This is a genomic window from Streptomyces sp. NPDC002588 (genome assembly GCF_040295925.1).
GTDB lineage: Bacteria > Actinomycetota > Actinomycetes > Streptomycetales > Streptomycetaceae > Streptomyces.
Window position 1 is genome coordinate 123,675 of sequence record NZ_JBEOWF010000013.1, and the last position, 18,476, is coordinate 142,150.

Consider the following 18,476-nt stretch of genomic DNA (forward strand, 5'->3'; position numbering starts at 1 on the left):
GAGGGACGCGGACCATTACGCGGGTTCGCAGAACTTTTTTCTCGGTGCGGGTTCCGAACGTGTGAAGGGCGTGCACGGGGTTGCCCGGAAAGGGGCGGGTACGGCGGGACTGGCGGTGGGGGTTGCGCGCGTCTGATAGATGTGGAGGCCCCCATCCCACCCGCGAGCAGATACGGGACGAGGACATGAGCGCCCCAACCCCGGCACCCGGCGACGACAGGCCCCGCGAGGGGTATTACCCGGACCCGTCCATCCCCGGTTACGTCCGGTACTGGAACGGCGCCGCCTGGGTGCCGGGCACCAGCCGCCCGGCCCCGTCGGACGGAACGCCGCTCACCCCGCCGGCGTCCCCCGTGGAGGAGACCGGCCCGCACTTCTTCGACGAGGACCCGAACCCGGCGGAGCAGTACGGCGGCGGCCGTGCCGAGCCCGCCTCGGTCTGGGGCGCCGACCGCTCCCACCAGTCCGGCTTCGGCGGCGACCCGGACCGCCGGGTGTCCTGGGGCGCCGGCCAGAGCGCAGACCCGAGGGTCCCGCAGACTCCGCCGGCCCAGCCCGACGGGCAGTCGGCGAGCACCGACGGCACGACGACGATCCCGCCGGTGGAGCCGGAGCCCGGGGCGGGTGACGTGGTGTCAGGGGGCACGTTCGTCTTCCGCCGCCCGACGGCCGGGAGGGCCGGGTCCGCGGCCGCCTCCGGTGCCGGTGCGGCCCCTGACGACCCCGCTCCCGCGCAGCCCGCCCCCGCCAAGCCCGGTTTCGCCGCCGGCAAGGCGGCCGCCGAGCGGGCCGCGGCGGCGCAGGCGGGCGCCCAGGCACAGGGCGCCCCCGGCCCGGAGGGAGCCCCGGGGTTCCCGCCCGCCGCCGGGCAGGTGCCCGCGCCGTCCGGCCCCCAGCAGGTCGCCCCGGTCGTCCCTTCCCAGGCCGCCGCCCCGGCCCAGGTGCCCGCGCCCCTGCCCGCCACGCAGGCCCAGGTGCCCGCGCCCGCCGCCGGCCAGGCCGCCGCCCCCATGGCCGCAGGTCCCGGTGGCGGGCAGCCGTCCTGGGCGCAGCAGGTGCACCGGCTGGCGGGCGCCGACGAGCAGCCCGGTCCCTGGAAGCCGCCGGTGGAGGACATCTTCCAGGCGGCGGCGAGGCGTCAGGCGGCGGCCCGGCCCGCCGGGATGGGGAAGCGGCTCGCCGCCCGTCTGGTCGACACGCTCGTGCTGGCCGCCGTCACCTCCGCGGCGGCCGTGCCGCTGGGCGTGAAGGCCGTCGACCACGTCAACGAGAAGATCGACGAGGCCAGGCTCACCGGACAGACCGTCACCGTGTGGCTGCTCGACGGCACGACGGCCGTCTATCTGGGCGTCGTCCTCGCCGTCCTCCTCGTCTTCGGGGTCGTGTACGAGGCGCTGCCGACCGCCAGGTGGGGGCGCACGCTGGGCAAGAAGCTGTTCGGTCTGGAGGTGCGGGACATCGAGGGGCACGAGCCGCCGTCCTTCGGCGCCGCCCTGCGCCGCTGGCTCGTCTACTGCGTGCCCGGGCTGCTGGCGATCGGCGTCGTGGGCGTCGTATGGGGTCTGTTCGACAAGCCGTGGCGGCAGTGCTGGCACGACAAGGCGGCGCACACGTTCGTGGCCGGCTGACGGCCGTTTCGCCGGCCGACACCCGTACGGCCGCTCGCCGGATGCGGCGGCGTGGGCCGCGGGTTCCACTCGGGCCATGACCACCGATCCGCCCCCCGGCTCCGGCGGCTCGCCGGAGGACGACCCGTTCCGCAAGCAGCCGCCGCGGGAGCCCCCGCAGGGCGGCTCGCCGTACGACACCCCGTACGACGGGGCGCCGCCACCGCCCTACAGCGGTGGGGGCGGCCCCGGGGAAGGCCAGGGCGGTGACCCGTACGGCGGTCACCCCGCCGATCCGCTCGCCGGCATGCCGCCGCTCGCCGACAGCGGACGGCGCACGCTCGCCCGGATCATCGACATGGTCATGGTGTACATCGTGGTGGCGTTGCTGGCCTGGGCGTTCCGGGTCGGCCAGTACACCGTCGACGCGGACGACCTCGAGTTCGGCAAGACCTTCGGGCGCGAGGTCATCACGGCCGTCCTCTATGTCGCGTACGACACGATCCTGACCGCGCGGACCGGGCAGACCCTCGCCAAGAAGTGGTTCCGGATGCGGGTCGCCAACCTGGACGACGGCTCCACGCCCTCCGCGCAGTCCTCGCTGGTCCGGGCCCTGGTGCTGTGGCTGCCGTTCGCCTTCTGCTGCGCCTGTGTGTGGACGGCGGTGTGCGGCGGCTGGAGCTACTTCGACAAGCCCTACAAGCAGGGGCTGCACGACAAGGCGGCGAAGACGGTGGTGGTCGGCACGGCCTGAGCGGACGGCGCCCGGGCGTGCAGGAGGGCCCGCGCCGCGCGGCACGGGCCCTCCTGCACGCCGTTCAGGGGGCTGTGGGCTCCCGGACCGGCTCGGGGGCGGCGGACGCGACGGGCGCCGCGGCGGCGGAGACGGGTACCGGCACCGGCTCGGGCGCCGGCTGCTGATTCACCGCCGGCGTCGGCGGCGACGAGCGTGTCACCGGCACCGTCATGGCGACGAGCAGACCGAGCGCGAGCGCGGCCACCGCGATGACGGCGACCCCGGCGCCCGAACTCGTCTGTGACAGCAGCAGCATGGCGAGCGTCGAGAAGACGACGGTGCAGGAACCGTACATGAGCTGTGCGACAGTCGGACGAGGCATGGCAATCGTGTCCTCGGAAGCGGGGGAGATCTCGACTCTGGGGGCCTACCCGGCCGATCGTGCCGCGGACGCGGGACAGGGCCCAACGCCTGCATGCCCGACCAGGCCCGGTGGTAAGCGTGACCTAACCCACGGTACCGGTGCACAGGGGGCGCACGGAGTCATGGGGTCCACCAAGTGGACAGGGGCGCGCGCCTGTTCGAGTGCGGGTCCAGGCGGCCCGGCGCGTTCCCCACGTTACGGTCACGTGTCCGTAATACGAACGCCGCTCCTCAATAATGCACTTGATCTGTCCAAGTCAAGGTCTGTCTTTTCTCGTAAACCAGTAGTCAAATGGCGTCACTTGACTACACGCGTATAACCGCGCGCGGACTTTCCTTGACAGGGATCCCCCCTTCCGCGCTGACGGGCGCGTTAGGGGAGGACATCAAGTGACCAAGAGATCCTGGACATTCAGGACAGCCGCGACCGTGGTAGCGCTCGCGGCGGCCTCGGCGACGTTCACGACGTTCGCCGTGGCGGAGGCCGCCGAGGGCGGTGCGGCCGGCGCGGCAGCGGTGGACCGGCAGGACCCGCAGCCGGCCAAGGCCAAGGAGCACGACTTCGACGGCCCGCTCAGCAAGACGCAGGAGGCCCAGAAGAAGGAGGCCCTCGAGCAGGTCATCTCCGGCGAGGCGTCGGTCAAGGACCGCGACGGCTCGAAGGTCGTCAAGCTCAAGAGCAGGAAGGGCGACAGCAAGTACGTCGAGCTCGGCCGCGAGAAGACCGACAAGATCTTCACGATCCTGGTCGAGTTCGGCGACCAGATCGACTCCCGCTACGGCGGCACGGTCGGCCCGCTGCACAACCAGATAGCCCAGCCCAACCGCGCCACGGACAACTCCACGGCCTGGCAGGCGGACTACAACCAGGCGCACTTCCAGGACCTGTACTTCGGCACCGGCAAGAAGACCGAGTCGCTGAAGAAGTACTACGAGAAGCAGTCCTCGGGCCGCTACTCGGTCGAGGGTGAAGTGACCGACTGGGTCAAGGTCCCCTACAACGAGGCCCGTTACGGCTCCGACGACGCCCCCACGGGCGCCTGGTACGCGGTCCAGGACGGCGTCAACGCCTGGGTCGCCGAGCGCGAGGCCGCCGGTGACACGGCCGCCGAGATCAAGACGGAGCTGGCCCAGTTCGACCAGTGGGACCGCTACGACTACGACGGCGACGGCGACTTCAACGAGCCCGACGGCTACATCGACCACTTCCAGATCGTGCACGCCGGCGAGGACGATTCCGCGGGCGGCGGCGCGCAGGGTACGGACGCGATCTGGGCGCACCGCTGGTACGCCTTCGCCACCGACGCCGGCGCCACCGGCCCGGACACCAACAAGCTCGGCGGCACCGAGGTCGGCGACACCGGCATCTGGGTCGGCGACTACACCATCCAGCCGGAGAACGGCGGCCTGGGCGTCTACGCCCACGAGTACGGCCACGACCTCGGCCTGCCCGACGAGTACGACACCTCCGGCGGCGGCGACAACTCCACCGGTTTCTGGACCCTGATGTCCTCCGGTTCCTGGCTCGGCACCGGCAAGGACGCCATCGGCGACCTGCCGGGCGACATGAACGCCTGGGACAAGCTCCAGCTGGGCTGGCTGGACTACGACGTCGCCAGGGCGGGCAAGAAGTCCACCCACAAGCTGGGCGTCGCGGAGTACAACACCAAGAACCCGCAGGCCCTCGTGGTCACGCTGCCGGACAAGACGGTCACCACCGACGTCGTCGCCCCGGCGCAGGGCGCGACCCAGTGGTGGAGCGGCAGCGGCGACGACCTGCGCAACACCCTGACCCGCACGGTCGACCTGACCGGCAAGTCGTCGGCGTCCCTGACCCTCGACGGCTGGTGGGACATCGAGCAGGACTACGACTACCTCTACACCGAGGTCTCCACCGACGGCGGCGCCAGCTACACGCCGATCGACGGCACCCTGGCCGACGGCACCGCCATCCCGCGTGACGGCAGCGGCAAGCCCGCCCTCACCGGCACGGTGGACGCCTACCAGAAGCTGACGTTCCCGCTGGACGCCTACGCGGGCAAGCAGATCAGCCTGCGCTTCCGCTACGCCACCGACGGCGGCGTGGCCCAGAAGGGCTTCGCGGCCGACGAGATCACGGTGACCGCGGACGGCGCGGCCGTCTTCTCCGACAACGCGGAGACGGCCGACACGGCCTGGACGGCGACCGGCTTCTCGCGCATCGGCGCCGCCATCACGGACGACTACGCGCAGTACTACATCGCCGAGAACCGCCAGTACGTGTCGTACGACAAGGTCCTCAAGGTCGGCCCGTACAACTTCGGCTTCGCGTCGCGCCCCGACTGGGTGGAGCACTACGCCTACCAGAACGGCCTGCTGATCTGGAAGTGGGACACCTCCCAGGCGGACGACAACACCAGCGTGCACGGCGGTGAGGGCCTGATCCTCCCGATCGACGCGCACTCGGCCCCGCTGAAGTGGTCCGACGGCACCCTGATGCGTGGGCGCCTTCAGTCCTTCGACTCCACCTTCAGCACCTACCCGACGGACGCGATCACGCTGCACAAGGCGGACGTCGCGACCAAGATCAAGTCGCGTCCGGGTGTCCCGGTCTTCGACGACGGCAAGTCGACCTACTGGGACCCGACGAACCCGCTCGCGGGCGTCAAGGTCACTGACACCAACACCTCGATCAAGATCGTCAGCGAGCCCAAGAACGGCTCGACGATCACGGTGAAGGTCGGTCCTTCGGCGAAGTAGTCGGCATCATCGCAGGTCAGAAGCGCATCGGCGGCAGCCCCCTGGCGGGTTGCCGCCGATCGTGTTTAGGTGCGTCCTGTGGCTTTCTTATTGACGCCGACCTCGATACCGAACCGCACGGGGGTATGACCGCATGGCCGCAGGAGGCTTTTGCAAGCTGCCGAACGGCAGAGTGGTGGTGGCCCTGAACCTGCCCAGCCCGACCGCCCTGGAGACCTCCGGGGTCCGGGTGCTGGTGCACGCCCAGAACCGCGCCCGAGCCCTCACCAGGCTCCGCAACCTGGGCCTGCGTGCGGTCTACCTCCGCGGCAACGCGGCCCCACCGACCCCGGACGAGATCACGGCCGTCCTCCACCACCCGGACGGCCTGATATGGCGCACGGCGCAGGACACGAAGGTCCTCGAGCTGTGGAGACCGATCAGGTCGCTGCTGAGAGACGCCGCGGCGTAGCCGCGCGTCTCCACCCGGCTCAGCGCACCACGGGCTTTCCGCTCAGCTCCACCCCGGCGCCCCGAAGCTCCTCCAGCGCCCGCTCGGTCGTCTCCTCCGCGACCCCCGCCGTCAGATCGAGGAGCACCTGCGTGCGAAAACCCTCCCGCGCCGCGTCCAGCGCGGTGGCCCGCACACAGTGGTCCGTGGCGATCCCGACGACGTCGACCTCGTCGATCTCCCGCGCCCGCAGCCAGTCCCCCAGCTTGACCCCGTTCTCGTCGGCCCCCTCGAACCCGCTGTAGGCGGCGGCGTACGCCCCCTTGTCGAACACGGCGTCGATCGCGCCGGAGGCGACCGCGGGGGCGAAGTTCGGGTGGAAGCCGACGCCCTCGGTGCCGGCGACGCAGTGCGCCGGCCAGGAGTGCACGAAGTCCGGGTTGTCGGCGAAGTGGCCGCCGGGCGCGATGTGGTGGTCGCGGGTGGCCACGACATGGCGGTATCCGGCGGGGGCCTGCCCGATCAGCTCGGTGACCGCGGCGGCCACCTCGGCGCCCCCGGCCACCGCGAGGCTGCCCCCCTCGCAGAAGTCGTTCTGCACGTCTACGACGATCAAGGCGCGGCGCATGGTCGGTGTCCTTGCACTAGGTGTGCTTGCACTGTGGGTGAAGCCGATTCCGGATGAAGTAAGCAAGCCTAGAGAAACTACGGGTCCCGCAACAGGCCTCCAGGCTTGTCACGCCCTAGCTACCCGACCGCGCGGGCAGGTACTCGGTCGGCAGGACCGGTTCGCCGCGGGAGAGCTGGGTGGCGGACAGGGGCAGGCCCGCGCGGGCCGCCGCGTGGCGGTCGCGTACGACGTCCAGCGGCTCGCGGGCCACGACCTCGCCGCCCTTGACGAGCTCCACCAGCAGCTGCCGGTCGGCCAGCTCGGCGGGCACCGGTCCGGTGCCGACGACCTCGGCCTCCGCGGCCCCGAACCGGTCCAGCCGCCGCGCCGCCCACTTGCGGCCGCCGATGGACGTCTTGCCGCCGGTCGACTTCTTCGCCACCGGCACCAGCGGCGCCTTCGGATCGGCGGACTCGGCGCGGGCGACCAGCTTGTAGACCATGGAGCAGGTGGGGTGCCCGGAGCCGGTGACCAGCTGCGTGCCGACGCCGTACGCGTCCACGGGGGCGGCGGCGAGGGAGGCGATGGCGTACTCGTCGAGGTCGGAGGTGACGATGATCCGGGTGTCCGTGGCGCCGAGCTCGTCCAGCTGCTGGCGCACCCGGTGGGCGACGAGCAGCAGGTCGCCGGAGTCGATGCGGACCGCGCCCAGCTCGGGCCCGGCCACCTCCACGGCCAGCCGGACGGCCTCGGCGACGTCGTAGGTGTCCACCAGCAGGGTGGTGCCCCGGCCGAGCGAGTCCACCTGGGCCCGGAAGGCGTCCCGCTCGGTGTCGTGCAGCAGGGTGAAGGCGTGGGCGCTGGTGCCCACGGTCGGGATGCCGTAGCGGAAGCCGGCGGCCAGGTCCGAGGTGGTGGTGAAGCCGCCGACGTAGGCGGCGCGGGCGGCGGCGACGGCGGCCAGCTCGTGGGTGCGCCGGGCGCCCATCTCGATCAGCGGGCGGTCCCCGGCGGCCGAGGACATCCGGGAGGCGGCGGCCGCGATCGCGGAGTCGTGGTTGAGGATGGAAAGGATCACGGTCTCGAGGAGCACGCACTCGGCGAAGGAGCCCTCGACGCGCATGACCGGGGAGCCGGGGAAGTAGACCTCGCCCTCCGGGTAGCCCCATATGTCACCCGAGAAGCGGTATCCGGCGAGCCAGTCCAAGGTCTTCGCGTCCACGATCCCGCGCTCCCGCAGGAAGCCGACGACGTCCGCGTCGAACCGGAAGTTCTCGACGGTGTCCAGGACCCGGCCGGTGCCCGCGACGACGCCGTAGCGCCGGCCTTCCGGCAGCCGCCGGGTGAAGACCTCGAACACGCTGCGCCGTTCGGCCGTACCGGCCGCCAGCGCGGCCTGCAGCATCGTCAGCTCGTACTGGTCCGTGAAGAGCGCCGTAGAGGGAACGTCCACCGGCAGCCCAAGGTCCGCTGTGTTCATGACGACAGATGGTACCCCCTTTTCGTCGGTGTGACGATTTGTGGGATGCGTGGCAGCATGGGGCCTGTGACGTCACCCGCTCCCCTTGAGATCGAACGTACCGAGTCGGCGGAGGAGGTCTTCGCCGTACCCGAGCCCGACGTTCCCTGGGTCACGATCGTGCACAACGACCCGGTCAACCTGATGAGCTATGTGACGTACGTCTTCCAGACGTACTTCGGCTACAGCAAGGACAAGGCCACCAAGCTCATGCTCGACGTCCACCACAAGGGCCGCGCGGTCGTCTCCAGCGGATCCCGCGAGGAGATGGAGCGCGACGTGCAGGCGATGCACGGCTACGGCCTGTGGGCCACCCTCCAGCAGGACCGGAAGTAGCCTCCCCTCATATGTCTGGACACTTCGAACCGCTCCCCGGCGGCGGCGCGGCCGTCGCGCTCGACGACGTCGAGATCTCCATCATCCGGTCACTGGCCGTCCAGCTCCTGGAGCTGATCGGTCCCGGCCCCGCCGAGGAGGCCCCCGACGACCCCCTCGCCGAGCTCTTCGCCGAGGGTCCGAGCGAGCCCCCCGCCGATCCGGTGCTGCGGCGTCTCTTCCCGGACGCGTACACGGACCCGGAGGGCACCCCGGGGCCTGCCGGTGCGGACGAGCAGAAGGCGCACTCCGCCGAGTTCCGCCGCTACACCGAGAACGACCTGCGGGCCGGCAAGCGGGAGAACGCCCTCGCGGTGGTCCGCTCGCTGGACGCCCTCGCCTCCGAGGCGGGCCGCGAGGGCGGGGCGGTGCTGAAGCTGTCGGCGCAGGAGTCCCAGCAGTGGCTGCGCGCGCTCAACGATCTGCGGCTGGCGATCGGCTCCCGTCTGGAGATCACCGAGGAGGAGGACATCAACCTCCTCTACCGGCTTTCGGCCGACGATCCGCGCAAGCCGATGGTGCTGGCGTACCTGTGGCTGGGCGAACTCCAGGAGACCCTGGTGGCGACCCTCTTGCCCTGATGTGCGGGGCTTTCGTGTTCGATTTCTGCCGATTTTCCGTTCGCTCAGAGGACGCTCAAATCCGGATAACGATCACATCACCGTGACGGCCGGGAGTGTCCTCTTTGTGTCCTGTTCATCCCCTTTTCCCTGTGTCGTGCGCCACAGCTGCCCTGGGCGATCAAGATTGCGGGCGTGATAGATCTTCACGACCGCCCGGCGAACACCACCCGTATGTTCCGCCGGGTGCGCCACCGAGCCGGCCATCGCCGGCCAGGCACCGCTCCATCAATCCGGGGGGGATCGAAACCCGGTCCGAGGCCGACGAGAGGCCCGGTTCGGCATGGAGAAAGGCGCACCACACTCATGACCTCCGCTCAGGTCGGAACAGACTCGGAGAAGACCTCCGAAGAGGGGTACGAGCGCGGACTCGGCAGCCGTCAGGTCCAGATGATCGCGATCGGCGGCGCCATCGGCGTCGGCCTCTTCCTGGGGGCCGGGGCGAACATCGCCAAGGCCGGCCCCAGCCTCATCCTCATGTACGCGCTCGCGGGCGCGATCGTCTTCTTCATCATGCGGGCGCTCGGCGAACTGCTCCTGTACCGCCCGGTCTCGGGCTCCTTCGCGGAGTACTCCCGCGAGTTCCTCGGCCCGTTCTTCGGCTACTTCACCGGCTGGACGTACTGGCTGATGTGGGTCGTCACCGGCATGGCCGAGCTGACGGCCGCCGCGATCTACGTCAACTACTGGTTCCCGTCCATCCCCCAGTGGGTGACGGCCCTGGCCTTCCTGGTGATCCTCTTCGGGGTCAACCTGATCTCGGTGAAGGTCTTCGGCGAGCTCGAGTTCTGGTTCTCGATGGTCAAGGTCACCGCCCTGATCGGCATGATCGTCATCGGTCTCGGCGTCCTCACCTTCGGCTTCAGCTCCGCCGGTGACACGGCCGCCGTCTCCAACCTCTGGGCCTTCGACGGCTTCTTCCCCAAGGGCGTCGGCTCCTCCCTGATGACCCTGCAGGGTGTGATGTTCGCCTACCTCGCCGTCGAACTGGTCGGCGTCACCGCGGGCGAGTCCGAGAACCCGGAGAAGACCCTCCCCAAGGCGATCAACACGCTCCCCTGGCGCATCGCGCTGTTCTACGTCGGCGCGCTCACCGTCATCCTCTGCGTCGTGAAGTGGACCGAGTTCGCCCCGGGCGTCTCGCCGTTCGTCGAGGCCTTCGCGAAGATCGGCATCCCGGCGGGCGCCGGCATCGTCAACTTCGTCGTCCTCACCGCGGCCCTGTCCTCCTGCAACTCGGGGATGTACTCCACGGGCCGCATGCTGCGGAACCTGGCCGAGAGCGGCGAGGCCCCCGCCGCCTTCAGGAAGCTGTCCTCCTCCAGGACCCCGGCCTTCGGCATCACGGTCTCCGTGCTCTTCATGGGCATCGGTGTGGTCCTGAACTACGTCGTCCCGGAGAAGGCCTTCGGCTACGTCACCTCGGTGGCCACCGCGGCCGGCATCTGGACCTGGCTGATGATCCTGATCAGCCATGTCCTCTACCGCCGCGCGGTCGTCGCGGGCCGGCTGCCCGCCTCCTCCTTCCCCGCCCCGGGCGGCGCGGTGTGCAGCTGGATCGCGATCGTGTTCCTCCTCTTCGTCACCGGCCTCATCGCCTACGACGCCGACTCGCGCGTCTGCCTGTACGTGATGGCCGGCTGGGCCGCCGCCCTCGGCATCGGCTGGGCCGTCCTCAAGGGCCGCAACCCCGAGGTCACCGCCCGCCGCGACCCGGAGCTGGAAAAGATCGGCTGACCGTCCCCTCCCCGGACGTCCGGCCGCGGGGAGCACTCGTGGCGCCCCCCCCGCGGCGGCCGCTCGGGACGTCCGCCATGTGGGCCGTCCCGTACCGCACGCCGGTACGGGACGGCCCTCTGCTTATCCTGACGACCATGCTGACCATTACCCAGGACCTCGTCGACCGGATCGTCGCGCACGCGCGCAAGGACCACCCGGACGAGGCGTGCGGCGTCGTGGCGGGCCCGGCCGGTTCGGACCGCCCCGAGCGCTTCATCCCGATGCTGAACGCGGCGATGTCGCCCACGTTCTACGAGTTCGACTCGGGCGACCTGCTCAAGCTCTACCGCGAGATGGACGACCGCGACGAGGAGCCGGTGGTCGTCTACCACTCCCACACGGCCACCGAGGCCTACCCGTCCCGCACGGACATCTCCTACGCGAACGAGCCCGGCGCCCACTACGTCCTGGTCTCCACCGCCGACACGGACGGCCTGGGCGAGTTCCAGTTCCGCTCGTTCCGGATCGTGGAGGGCGAGGTGACCGAGGAGGAGGTCACCGTCGTGGAGGCATACTGAGCGTCGTACGCCCCGGCAACTCCCCCCGATGGAGACGGTGTTGACGCAACGGACGAACGCACGGCGGCCCACCCTGGAGGACGTGGCACGACAGGCCGGCGTGTCGAGGTCGACCGTGTCGCGGGTGGTCAACGGCGAGGCCCGGGTGAGCGCGGAGGCCGTCGAGCGGGTCCGCGAGGTGATCGCCGAGCTCGGCTACGTTCCCAACCAGGCCGCCCGGGGGCTGGTCACCCACCGCACCGGCGCGGTCGCCGTCGTCGCCGCCCCGCCCGAGGGCAGGCTCTTCCTCGACCCGTTCTTCGACCTCCTGCTGCGCGGAGTGCGCCGGGAGCTCGCCGGGCGCGACGCCCAGGCGGTGCTGCTCTTCGTGGAGGAACCGGACGACCACGCGCGTGTGGCCGACTACCTCGGCGGCGGCCATGTCGACGGCGCCGTGCTGTTCTCGCTGCGCCCGGAAGCGCCGCTGCACGAGATGACCGACCGGCTCGACATCCCCGCCGTCTTCGGCGGCCGCCCCCTCCCGCACACGGGCGCCGCCCGCCACGACCGCGCCCACGTCGACGGCGACAACCGGGGCGGCGCCCGGCTCGCCGTCCGGCACCTGGTGTCCCTCGGCCGCCGCCGCATCGCCACCGTCACCGGCCCCTACGACCAGGAGAACTCCGCCGCGGACCGCCTCGCCGGCTACCGCGACGTCCTCCCCGACGCCCCGCAGGAGCTGATCGAACGGGCCGACTACAGCCGGCAGGGCGGCGCCGACGCCATGGCCGCGCTGCTGGACCGCCGCCCCGACCTGGACGCCGTCTTCGTCGCCTCCGACTTCATGGCCTCCGGAGCCCTGCAGACGCTGCGCGAGCGCGGCCGCCGGATCCCCGAGGACGTGGCCGTCGTCGGCTTCGACGACCTCACCTCCATCGCCGAGAGCACCGACCCGCCACTGACCACCGTCCACCAGGACGTCGAGGAGATGGGCCGTCTCATGGCCCGGCTGCTCTTCGAGCGCACCGACCACAGGACCTCCGTGATCGTGCCCACCCGGCTGGTCCGCCGGCGGTCCGCCTGACGAGCCGGTCTCGCCCCTCGGCCCGATTCCGTCCACCATGTGGGATCACATTCCGGAAGCCGGGACGGGAATCGATACGATGAGCCCATGGTTTTGAACGACGTGAGCGAGAAGACGCCGGGCGCACTGCTCGTGGCGCGGCTGCACGTCGACCTGTGCAGGCTCGCCAGCGCCATCTGTTGACGCCGGCCGCCCTGCCGCCGTACGGCCGTGAGCCGCGGCGCCGCCTCACACGCACGTATCCCGCGCTGCCCACACCTTCCTTCCGACAGGAGCCCTGAGCCATGGCCATCGAGGTCCGCATCCCCACCATCCTCCGCCAGTACACCGACGGTCAGAAGGCGGTGGAGGGCAGCGGCGACACCCTCGCCGACCTGTTCAACGACCTCGAGACCCGGCACGCGGGCATCCACGCCCGCATCGTGGACGACGGGGCCCTGCGCCGCTTCGTCAACGTCTACCTCAACGACGAGGACGTCCGCTTCGTCGAGGGCATCAACACCAAGCTGACCGACGGAGACACCGTGACGATCCTGCCGGCCGTGGCCGGCGGCATGGCCTAGGCCGGCCGACCGGTCATGCGTTACGACTCCCCGCTGGCCGCGGTGGGCAACACCCCTCTGGTGCGCCTGCCGCGGCTCTCGCCGTCCGCCGACGTCCGCATCTGGGCGAAGCTGGAGGACCGCAACCCCACCGGCTCGGTCAAGGACCGCCCCGCGCTGCACATGGTCGAGCAGGCGGAGAAGGACGGCCGCCTCACCCCCGGCTGCACCATCCTCGAGCCCACCTCGGGCAACACCGGCATCTCCCTCGCCATGGCCGCCAAGCTCAAGGGCTACCGGATCGTGTGCGTGATGCCGGAGAACACCTCGCAGGAACGCCGGGACCTGCTCGCCATGTGGGGCGCCGAGATCATCTCCTCCCCGGCCGCCGGCGGCTCCAACACCGCCGTGCGCGTCGCCAAGGAACTCGCCGCCGAGCACCCCGACTGGGTGATGCTCTACCAGTACGGCAACCCGGACAACGCCGGCGCCCACTACGCGACCACCGGCCCGGAGATCCTCGCCGACCTCCCCTCCATCACCCACTTCGTCGCGGGCCTCGGGACCACGGGCACCCTCATGGGCGTCGGCCGTTACCTCCGCGAGCACAAGCCGGACGTGAAGATCGTCGCCGCCGAACCGCGCTACGACGACCTGGTGTACGGCCTGCGCAACCTCGACGAGGGCTTCGTACCGGAGCTGTACGACTCCTCCGTCCTCACCACCCGCTTCTCGGTCGGCTCGGCGGACGCGGTGACCCGCACCCGGGAACTCCTCCAGCAGGAGGGCATCTTCGCGGGCGTCTCCACCGGCGCCGCGCTGCACGCCGCGATCGGCGTCGGGAAGAAGGCCGTCAACGCGGGGGAGAGCGCGGACATCGCGTTCGTCGTCGCGGACGGCGGCTGGAAGTACCTCTCGACGGGTGTCTACACGGCGGCCACCACCGAGGAAGCCATCGAGACCCTCCAGGGTCAGCTCTGGGCCTAAGGTCTGCCAACTACCGTCCATCTACGTCCCAGCCCCCTCCTATGAGGGGGCTAAACGCTTCCTATGGGGCGGCAAAGAACGCCGGATGGTACTGCCGGTAACTCCCTTCGGGGGGCTAGGTTCTGCGCTCAGTCATCAATGAACCCCCGAAGTGTCATGCCCATGACCGCGCCTCCGTCCGCCGCTACGCGCGTCACGTGCCTGCACCCCATACGAGAACCCCACTCCCGATGGAGCCAGTCCCGATGGAGGCAGTACCCCATGCGTGAGTCACGTCTGCGAAGACTCCTGAGCGTCGCCCTCCCCGCCCTCACCCTCACGGTCGCCGGACTCCTCACGGCCCCCGCCGCCGGCGCCCAGCCCGCGGCCGCCGCCACCGCCGCCACCTCCCGCACCACCCAGAACGCCCACGCCCTCACCGCCCCCGACCGGCAGACCTTCCACTCCACCGGCAAGGCCGGCGAGAAGGTCCCCACCACCCACCTCTGCGGCGACGCCACCCCCGGCCACGTCTCCTGCTTCGCCCAGCGCCGCACCGACATCAAGCAGCGCCTCGCCTCCGCCCTCGCGGCCGCGGCCGCCGCACCCTCCGGCCTGAGCCCGGCCAACCTGCACAGCGCCTACAACCTGCCCTCCACCGGCGGCTCCGGACTGACCGTCGCCGTCGTCGACGCCTACAACGACCCCAACGCCGAGTCCGACCTCGCCACCTACCGCTCCACCTACGGCCTGTCCGCCTGCACCAAGGCCAACGGCTGCTTCAAGCAGGTCAGCCAGACCGGCTCCACCACCTCGCTGCCCACCAACGACAGCGGCTGGGCCGGCGAAGAGGCGCTCGACATCGACATGGTCAGCGCCGTCTGCCCCAACTGCAACATCACCCTCGTCGAGGCCAACTCCGCCACCGACTCCGACCTCGGCACCGCCGAGAACGAGGCGGTCGCCCTCGGCGCCAAGTTCGTCTCCAACAGCTGGGGCGGCGACGAGTCCTCCTCCCAGACCAGCGAGGACACGTCCTACTTCAAGCACCCCGGCGTCGCCATCACCGTCTCCTCCGGCGACTCCGCGTACGGCGCCGAGTACCCGGCGACCTCCCAGTACGTGACCGCCGTCGGCGGCACCGCCCTCTCCACCTCCTCCAACTCCCGCGGCTGGACCGAGTCCGTCTGGAAGACCTCCAGCACCGAGGGCACCGGCTCCGGCTGCTCCGCCTACGACCCCAAGCCGAGCTGGCAGACCGACACCGGCTGCACCAAGCGCATGGAGGCCGACGTCTCCGCGGTCGCCGACCCCGCCACCGGCGTCGCGGTCTACGACACCTACGGCGGCTCCGGCTGGGCGGTCTACGGCGGCACGAGCGCCTCGGCGCCGATCATCGCCGGCGTCTACGCCCTCGCCGGCACCCCCGGCTCCAGCGACTACCCGGCGAAGTACCCCTACAGCCACACCGGCAACCTGTACGACGTCACCAGCGGCAACAACGGCTCCTGCTCCACCTCCTACTTCTGCACCGCGACCACCGGCTACGACGGCCCGACCGGCTGGGGCACCCCCAACGGCACCACCGCCTTCACCTCCGGCACCAGCACCGGCAACACGGTGACCGTCACCAACCCCGGCAGCCAGTCGACGACGACCGGCGGCTCGGCCAGCCTGCAGATCAAGGCCACCGACAGCGCGGGCGCCACCCTCACCTACAGCGCCTCCGGCCTGCCCACCGGCCTGTCGATCGCCGCCTCCACCGGCCTGATCTCCGGCACGGCGTCCACCGCGGGCACCTACCAGGTCACCGTCACCGCGACGGACTCGACCGGCGCCTCCGGCTCGGCGTCCTTCACCTGGACCGTCGGCTCGTCCAGCAGCACCTGCACCTCCGCCCAGCTGCTCGGCAACCCCGGCTTCGAGTCCGGCAACACCACCTGGACCGCCAGCTCGGGCGTCATCACCAACGGCAGTGACGAGACCGCGCACGCCGGCTCCTACTACGCCTGGCTGGACGGCTACGGCTCCTCGCACACCGACACCCTGTCCCAGTCGGTGACCGTCCCGAGCGGCTGCAAGGCGACCTTCACCTTCTACCTGCACGTCGACACCGCCGAGACCTCCACCAGCACCGCCTACGACAAGCTGACGGTCACCGCGGGCTCGACCACCCTGGCCACCTACTCCAACCTCAACGCCGCCACCGGCTACACCCAGAAGTCCTTCGACCTGTCCTCCTACGCGGGCTCCACGGTCACCCTGAAGTTCAGCGGGGTCGAGGACTCCTCGCTCCAGACCAGCTTCGTCCTCGACGACACCGCCGTGACGACCAGCTGATCCACCCGTGTGCCACCCGTACGTCCGGGCACGGATCCGGACGTACGGGTGGTACGTCGAAGGGGGAGAGGAGGCCCCCATGCGCCGTACGACCCGTTCCACGACCCTCGCCCTCGCGGTGCTCACACTCGCCCTCACCGCCTGCGGCACCGAAAACGACAGCGACAGCGCCAAGGAAGCACCGTCCCCGCCCTCGTCCTCGTCCCTCCCCGCGTCCCCGTCCGCCACCGGCACGACCTGCTCCGCACCCGGCGAACTCACCGCCGCGGACAGCGGCCGCACCGTCTGTCTGGCCGTGGGCGGACAGCTCCGGCTGAAACTCGACGGCACCACCGCCCGCCCCTGGTCGACCGTCGCCACCACGGGCGACGACGCCCTGAAGGCCACCAACGCCGGCGCGGTCCTCCTGCCCGGTGACGCCGTCGCCGCCTACGACGCGGTCGCGGCCGGCACCGCCCGCCTGACCGCCACCCGCCCGCTGTGCGCCCAGCCCACCGCCCCCGGCCAGGTCTCCTGCAAGGCCATCCAGGAGTGGACGGTCACCGTCCGCGTGACGGGATGAAAGGGAGACACGACGAAGAAGTGAAGGGGTGACAGGACGAAAGGGTGACAGGGCGAAAGGGTGACGGGACGAAGGAGTGACAGGGTGACGGGTTGACGGGACTCAGCCCGCGAGATGGCGGACCTGGTCCCACAGGACCGGGTCCACCACGCCCACCCGGCGCCGGAAGTCCCACACCGGGACCTGCCGCAGCTCGTCCGTCTCCAGGAAGCTCGGCCGCCCCTGCGCGTCCCCGACCGCGCCCGGCGGCAGCGGGATCACCCCGGCCCGCTCGTCGCGGTACCTGCTGGTGATCTTCGCGACGGTCACCCGGTTCCCCCGCACCCCCAGCACCAGACAGGGCCGGTCCTTTGCACCCGGCCCGTCCTCGAACGGCACGTCGGCCCACCAGATCTCCGCGGGCCGCGGCTTCGCCCCGGCGCCGCGCACCCGGGCCGGCCGCCCCGGCGGCCGGGACCTGCGCCCCGCCGGACGGTGGCCGCGCCCCCAGCCGTCCACGAGCGTGGCGACGAGCGCCAGCAGTACCACCGCGGCGAGCGCCAGCCACCAGGACGTGTCCATACGAAGACGTTACCGGCGCGCGCACGACAACGCGCGCCCTCTGCGCATGTCCGTCCACTATCAGTCAGCGGCCGGGTCGCGGGCGCACACACCCCACCTTCCAGCCGAACCGGTGACAGCGCAGGTGAGTTCGCCCACAACGGCCCCTGGTGGAGGAGCGACCCGAGGTTTTGCGCCTTACGCTCGACAAACCGCACGACCCCCGTCGCCCCCTGTTTCCCGATTCTCCCGAATCTCTCGATTCGGTTCCCGCCAGCGGAGGTTTCTGCTTTATGAAGCTCACCGTCGTCGGCTGCTCGGGGTCGTTCCCGTCCGCGGAATCGGCCTGCTCGAGCTACCTCGTCGAGGCCGACGGCTTCCGGCTGCTTCTCGACATGGGCAACGGCGCCCTGGGCGAGCTGCAGCGCCACTGCGGTCTCTACGACCTCGACGCGATCTTCCTCAGCCATCTGCACGCCGACCACTGCATCGACATGTGCGCCTACTTCGTCGCACGCTACTACCGCCACGACGGCGGGCGCTGCGACCCCATCCCGGTCTACGGCCCCGAAGGCACCGAACACCGGCTCACCACGGCCTACGCCGACACCCCCTCCGCCTCCTCGATGAGCGAGGTCTTCGACTTCCACACGGTCAAGCCCTCCACCTTCGACATCGGCCCGTTCACCGTCCACACCGAACGGGTCGCGCACCCGGTGGAGGCCTACGGCATCCGGATCGAGCACGGCGGCCGGTCGCTCACCTACTCCGGCGACACCGGTGTCACCCCGGTGCTGGAGGAACTCGCCCGGGACTCCGATCTCTTCCTGTGCGAGGCCGCCTTCACCCACGGCAAGGAGAACATCCCCGACCTGCACCTCAACGGCCGCGAGGCGGGCGAGACGGCCAGCCGGGCCGGCGTGCGCAGGCTCGTGCTGACCCACATCCCGCCGTGGACCGACCCGCGGGCCAACCTCGCCGACGCCCGCGCCGCCTACGCCGGACCGGTGGAACTGGCGGCGCCGAGAGTGTCGTACGAGATCTGACCGCGCCCGCACAGCACTGCCGTACGAGGTTCAGGCGGACGGCGTGCGAGAGCCCGGCACA

General features: G+C 70.9%; 19 protein-coding genes. 15 read left to right on the forward strand and 4 right to left on the reverse strand.

From position 1 onward, the window contains the following. Positions 1–185: 185 nt before the first annotated feature. Positions 186–1,628 carry an RDD family protein gene (locus ABT057_RS17060; RefSeq protein WP_352343842.1) on the forward strand — a complete coding sequence of 481 codons (1,443 nt, stop codon included), beginning with the start codon at positions 186–188 and terminating at the stop codon, positions 1,626–1,628. 76 nt (positions 1,629–1,704) lie between these two features. Next, entirely contained in the window at positions 1,705–2,361 is a 657-nt protein-coding gene (locus tag ABT057_RS17065; RefSeq protein WP_352343844.1) for an RDD family protein, read from the forward strand. Positions 2,362–2,425: 64 nt separating this feature from the next. Here the strand turns inward: ABT057_RS17065 and ABT057_RS17070 are convergent, their stop codons facing one another. Then, positions 2,426–2,725 carry a hypothetical protein gene (locus ABT057_RS17070; protein WP_352343845.1) on the reverse strand — a complete coding sequence of 100 codons (300 nt, stop codon included), beginning with the start codon at positions 2,723–2,725 and terminating at the stop codon, positions 2,426–2,428. Positions 2,726–3,156: 431 nt separating this feature from the next. On the opposite strand from ABT057_RS17070, the gene ABT057_RS17075 reads away from it, so the two are divergent. After that, positions 3,157–5,505: an immune inhibitor A domain-containing protein gene (locus ABT057_RS17075; RefSeq protein ID WP_352343847.1), complete on the forward strand. Its 2,349-nt coding sequence runs from the start codon at positions 3,157–3,159 to the stop codon at positions 5,503–5,505. A gap of 133 nt (positions 5,506–5,638) precedes the next feature. Beyond that, positions 5,639–5,956, forward strand: coding sequence for a hypothetical protein (locus ABT057_RS17080; protein ID WP_352343849.1), 318 nt, complete (start codon positions 5,639–5,641; stop codon positions 5,954–5,956). A gap of 19 nt (positions 5,957–5,975) precedes the next feature. Here ABT057_RS17080 and ABT057_RS17085 read toward each other — a convergent pair whose 3' ends face one another. Beyond that, the gene (locus ABT057_RS17085) at positions 5,976–6,563 is read right to left on the reverse strand and encodes an isochorismatase family protein (protein ID WP_352343850.1); all 588 of its coding nucleotides are present in this window, start codon (positions 6,561–6,563) and stop codon (positions 5,976–5,978) included. A 115-nt stretch (positions 6,564–6,678) separates the two neighbouring features. Continuing rightward, positions 6,679–8,025, reverse strand: a complete 1,347-nt coding sequence (locus ABT057_RS17090) for a nicotinate phosphoribosyltransferase (protein WP_352343851.1) — start codon at positions 8,023–8,025, stop codon at positions 6,679–6,681. Between the two features lie 57 nt (positions 8,026–8,082). Between ABT057_RS17090 and clpS the strand changes: the two genes are divergently transcribed. The 10 genes from clpS (at position 8,083) to ABT057_RS17140 (ending at position 16,829) form a co-directional block, all read left to right on the forward strand. After that, a complete protein-coding gene (gene clpS / locus ABT057_RS17095; RefSeq protein WP_352343950.1) occupies positions 8,083–8,400 on the forward strand; it encodes an ATP-dependent Clp protease adapter ClpS in 318 nt (105 codons plus the stop codon). An 11-nt stretch (positions 8,401–8,411) separates the two neighbouring features. Continuing rightward, positions 8,412–9,020, forward strand: a complete 609-nt coding sequence (locus tag ABT057_RS17100) for a DUF2017 domain-containing protein (protein ID WP_352343852.1) — start codon at positions 8,412–8,414, stop codon at positions 9,018–9,020. A 345-nt stretch (positions 9,021–9,365) separates the two neighbouring features. Continuing rightward, positions 9,366–10,796 (forward strand): amino acid permease, encoded by a 1,431-nt coding sequence (locus tag ABT057_RS17105; RefSeq protein WP_352343853.1) that lies wholly within the window; start codon positions 9,366–9,368, stop codon positions 10,794–10,796. 137 nt (positions 10,797–10,933) lie between these two features. Next, a complete protein-coding gene (locus tag ABT057_RS17110) occupies positions 10,934–11,356 on the forward strand; it encodes a M67 family metallopeptidase (RefSeq protein WP_352343854.1) in 423 nt (140 codons plus the stop codon). Between the two features lie 28 nt (positions 11,357–11,384). Next, complete coding sequence (locus ABT057_RS17115; protein ID WP_352343855.1) at positions 11,385–12,419, forward strand: LacI family DNA-binding transcriptional regulator; 1,035 nt, start codon at positions 11,385–11,387, stop codon at positions 12,417–12,419. A gap of 87 nt (positions 12,420–12,506) precedes the next feature. After that, positions 12,507–12,602, forward strand: coding sequence for a putative leader peptide (locus ABT057_RS17120; RefSeq protein WP_020132206.1), 96 nt, complete (start codon positions 12,507–12,509; stop codon positions 12,600–12,602). A 101-nt stretch (positions 12,603–12,703) separates the two neighbouring features. After that, the gene (locus ABT057_RS17125) at positions 12,704–12,982 is read left to right on the forward strand and encodes a MoaD/ThiS family protein (protein ID WP_352343857.1); all 279 of its coding nucleotides are present in this window, start codon (positions 12,704–12,706) and stop codon (positions 12,980–12,982) included. Between the two features lie 15 nt (positions 12,983–12,997). Then, complete coding sequence (locus ABT057_RS17130; RefSeq protein WP_352343858.1) at positions 12,998–13,948, forward strand: PLP-dependent cysteine synthase family protein; 951 nt, start codon at positions 12,998–13,000, stop codon at positions 13,946–13,948. A 261-nt stretch (positions 13,949–14,209) separates the two neighbouring features. After that, positions 14,210–16,267, forward strand: a complete 2,058-nt coding sequence (locus tag ABT057_RS17135; protein WP_352343859.1) for a putative Ig domain-containing protein — start codon at positions 14,210–14,212, stop codon at positions 16,265–16,267. 79 nt (positions 16,268–16,346) lie between these two features. Next, positions 16,347–16,829, forward strand: a complete 483-nt coding sequence (locus ABT057_RS17140) for a hypothetical protein (RefSeq protein WP_352343861.1) — start codon at positions 16,347–16,349, stop codon at positions 16,827–16,829. A gap of 102 nt (positions 16,830–16,931) precedes the next feature. Here ABT057_RS17140 and ABT057_RS17145 read toward each other — a convergent pair whose 3' ends face one another. After that, complete coding sequence (locus ABT057_RS17145; RefSeq protein WP_352343862.1) at positions 16,932–17,390, reverse strand: type II toxin-antitoxin system PemK/MazF family toxin; 459 nt, start codon at positions 17,388–17,390, stop codon at positions 16,932–16,934. Positions 17,391–17,662: 272 nt separating this feature from the next. On the opposite strand from ABT057_RS17145, the gene ABT057_RS17150 reads away from it, so the two are divergent. Continuing rightward, a complete protein-coding gene (locus tag ABT057_RS17150) occupies positions 17,663–18,415 on the forward strand; it encodes an MBL fold metallo-hydrolase (RefSeq protein WP_352343864.1) in 753 nt (250 codons plus the stop codon). The last annotated feature ends 61 nt before the right edge of the window (positions 18,416–18,476 follow it).

Bases quoted from the DNA above. Each gene is read 5' to 3' on its own strand.
- ABT057_RS17060 (WP_352343842.1), top strand. From the start codon at position 186: ATGAGCGCCCCAACCCCGGCACCCGGCGACGACAGGCCCCGCGAGGGG.
- ABT057_RS17065 (WP_352343844.1), top strand. From the start codon at position 1,705: ATGACCACCGATCCGCCCCCCGGCTCCGGCGGCTCGCCGGAGGACGAC.
- ABT057_RS17070 (WP_352343845.1), bottom strand. From the start codon at position 2,725: ATGCCTCGTCCGACTGTCGCACAGCTCATGTACGGTTCCTGCACCGTC.
- ABT057_RS17080 (WP_352343849.1), top strand. From the start codon at position 5,639: ATGGCCGCAGGAGGCTTTTGCAAGCTGCCGAACGGCAGAGTGGTGGTG.
- ABT057_RS17085 (WP_352343850.1), bottom strand. From the start codon at position 6,563: ATGCGCCGCGCCTTGATCGTCGTAGACGTGCAGAACGACTTCTGCGAG.
- ABT057_RS17090 (WP_352343851.1), bottom strand. From the start codon at position 8,025: ATGAACACAGCGGACCTTGGGCTGCCGGTGGACGTTCCCTCTACGGCG.
- clpS (WP_352343950.1), top strand. From the start codon at position 8,083: ATGGGGCCTGTGACGTCACCCGCTCCCCTTGAGATCGAACGTACCGAG.
- ABT057_RS17100 (WP_352343852.1), top strand. From the start codon at position 8,412: ATGTCTGGACACTTCGAACCGCTCCCCGGCGGCGGCGCGGCCGTCGCG.
- ABT057_RS17105 (WP_352343853.1), top strand. From the start codon at position 9,366: ATGACCTCCGCTCAGGTCGGAACAGACTCGGAGAAGACCTCCGAAGAG.
- ABT057_RS17110 (WP_352343854.1), top strand. From the start codon at position 10,934: ATGCTGACCATTACCCAGGACCTCGTCGACCGGATCGTCGCGCACGCG.
- ABT057_RS17115 (WP_352343855.1), top strand. From the start codon at position 11,385: ATGGAGACGGTGTTGACGCAACGGACGAACGCACGGCGGCCCACCCTG.
- ABT057_RS17120 (WP_020132206.1), top strand. From the start codon at position 12,507: ATGGTTTTGAACGACGTGAGCGAGAAGACGCCGGGCGCACTGCTCGTG.
- ABT057_RS17125 (WP_352343857.1), top strand. From the start codon at position 12,704: ATGGCCATCGAGGTCCGCATCCCCACCATCCTCCGCCAGTACACCGAC.
- ABT057_RS17130 (WP_352343858.1), top strand. From the start codon at position 12,998: ATGCGTTACGACTCCCCGCTGGCCGCGGTGGGCAACACCCCTCTGGTG.
- ABT057_RS17135 (WP_352343859.1), top strand. From the start codon at position 14,210: ATGCGTGAGTCACGTCTGCGAAGACTCCTGAGCGTCGCCCTCCCCGCC.
- ABT057_RS17140 (WP_352343861.1), top strand. From the start codon at position 16,347: ATGCGCCGTACGACCCGTTCCACGACCCTCGCCCTCGCGGTGCTCACA.
- ABT057_RS17145 (WP_352343862.1), bottom strand. From the start codon at position 17,390: ATGGACACGTCCTGGTGGCTGGCGCTCGCCGCGGTGGTACTGCTGGCG.
- ABT057_RS17150 (WP_352343864.1), top strand. From the start codon at position 17,663: ATGAAGCTCACCGTCGTCGGCTGCTCGGGGTCGTTCCCGTCCGCGGAA.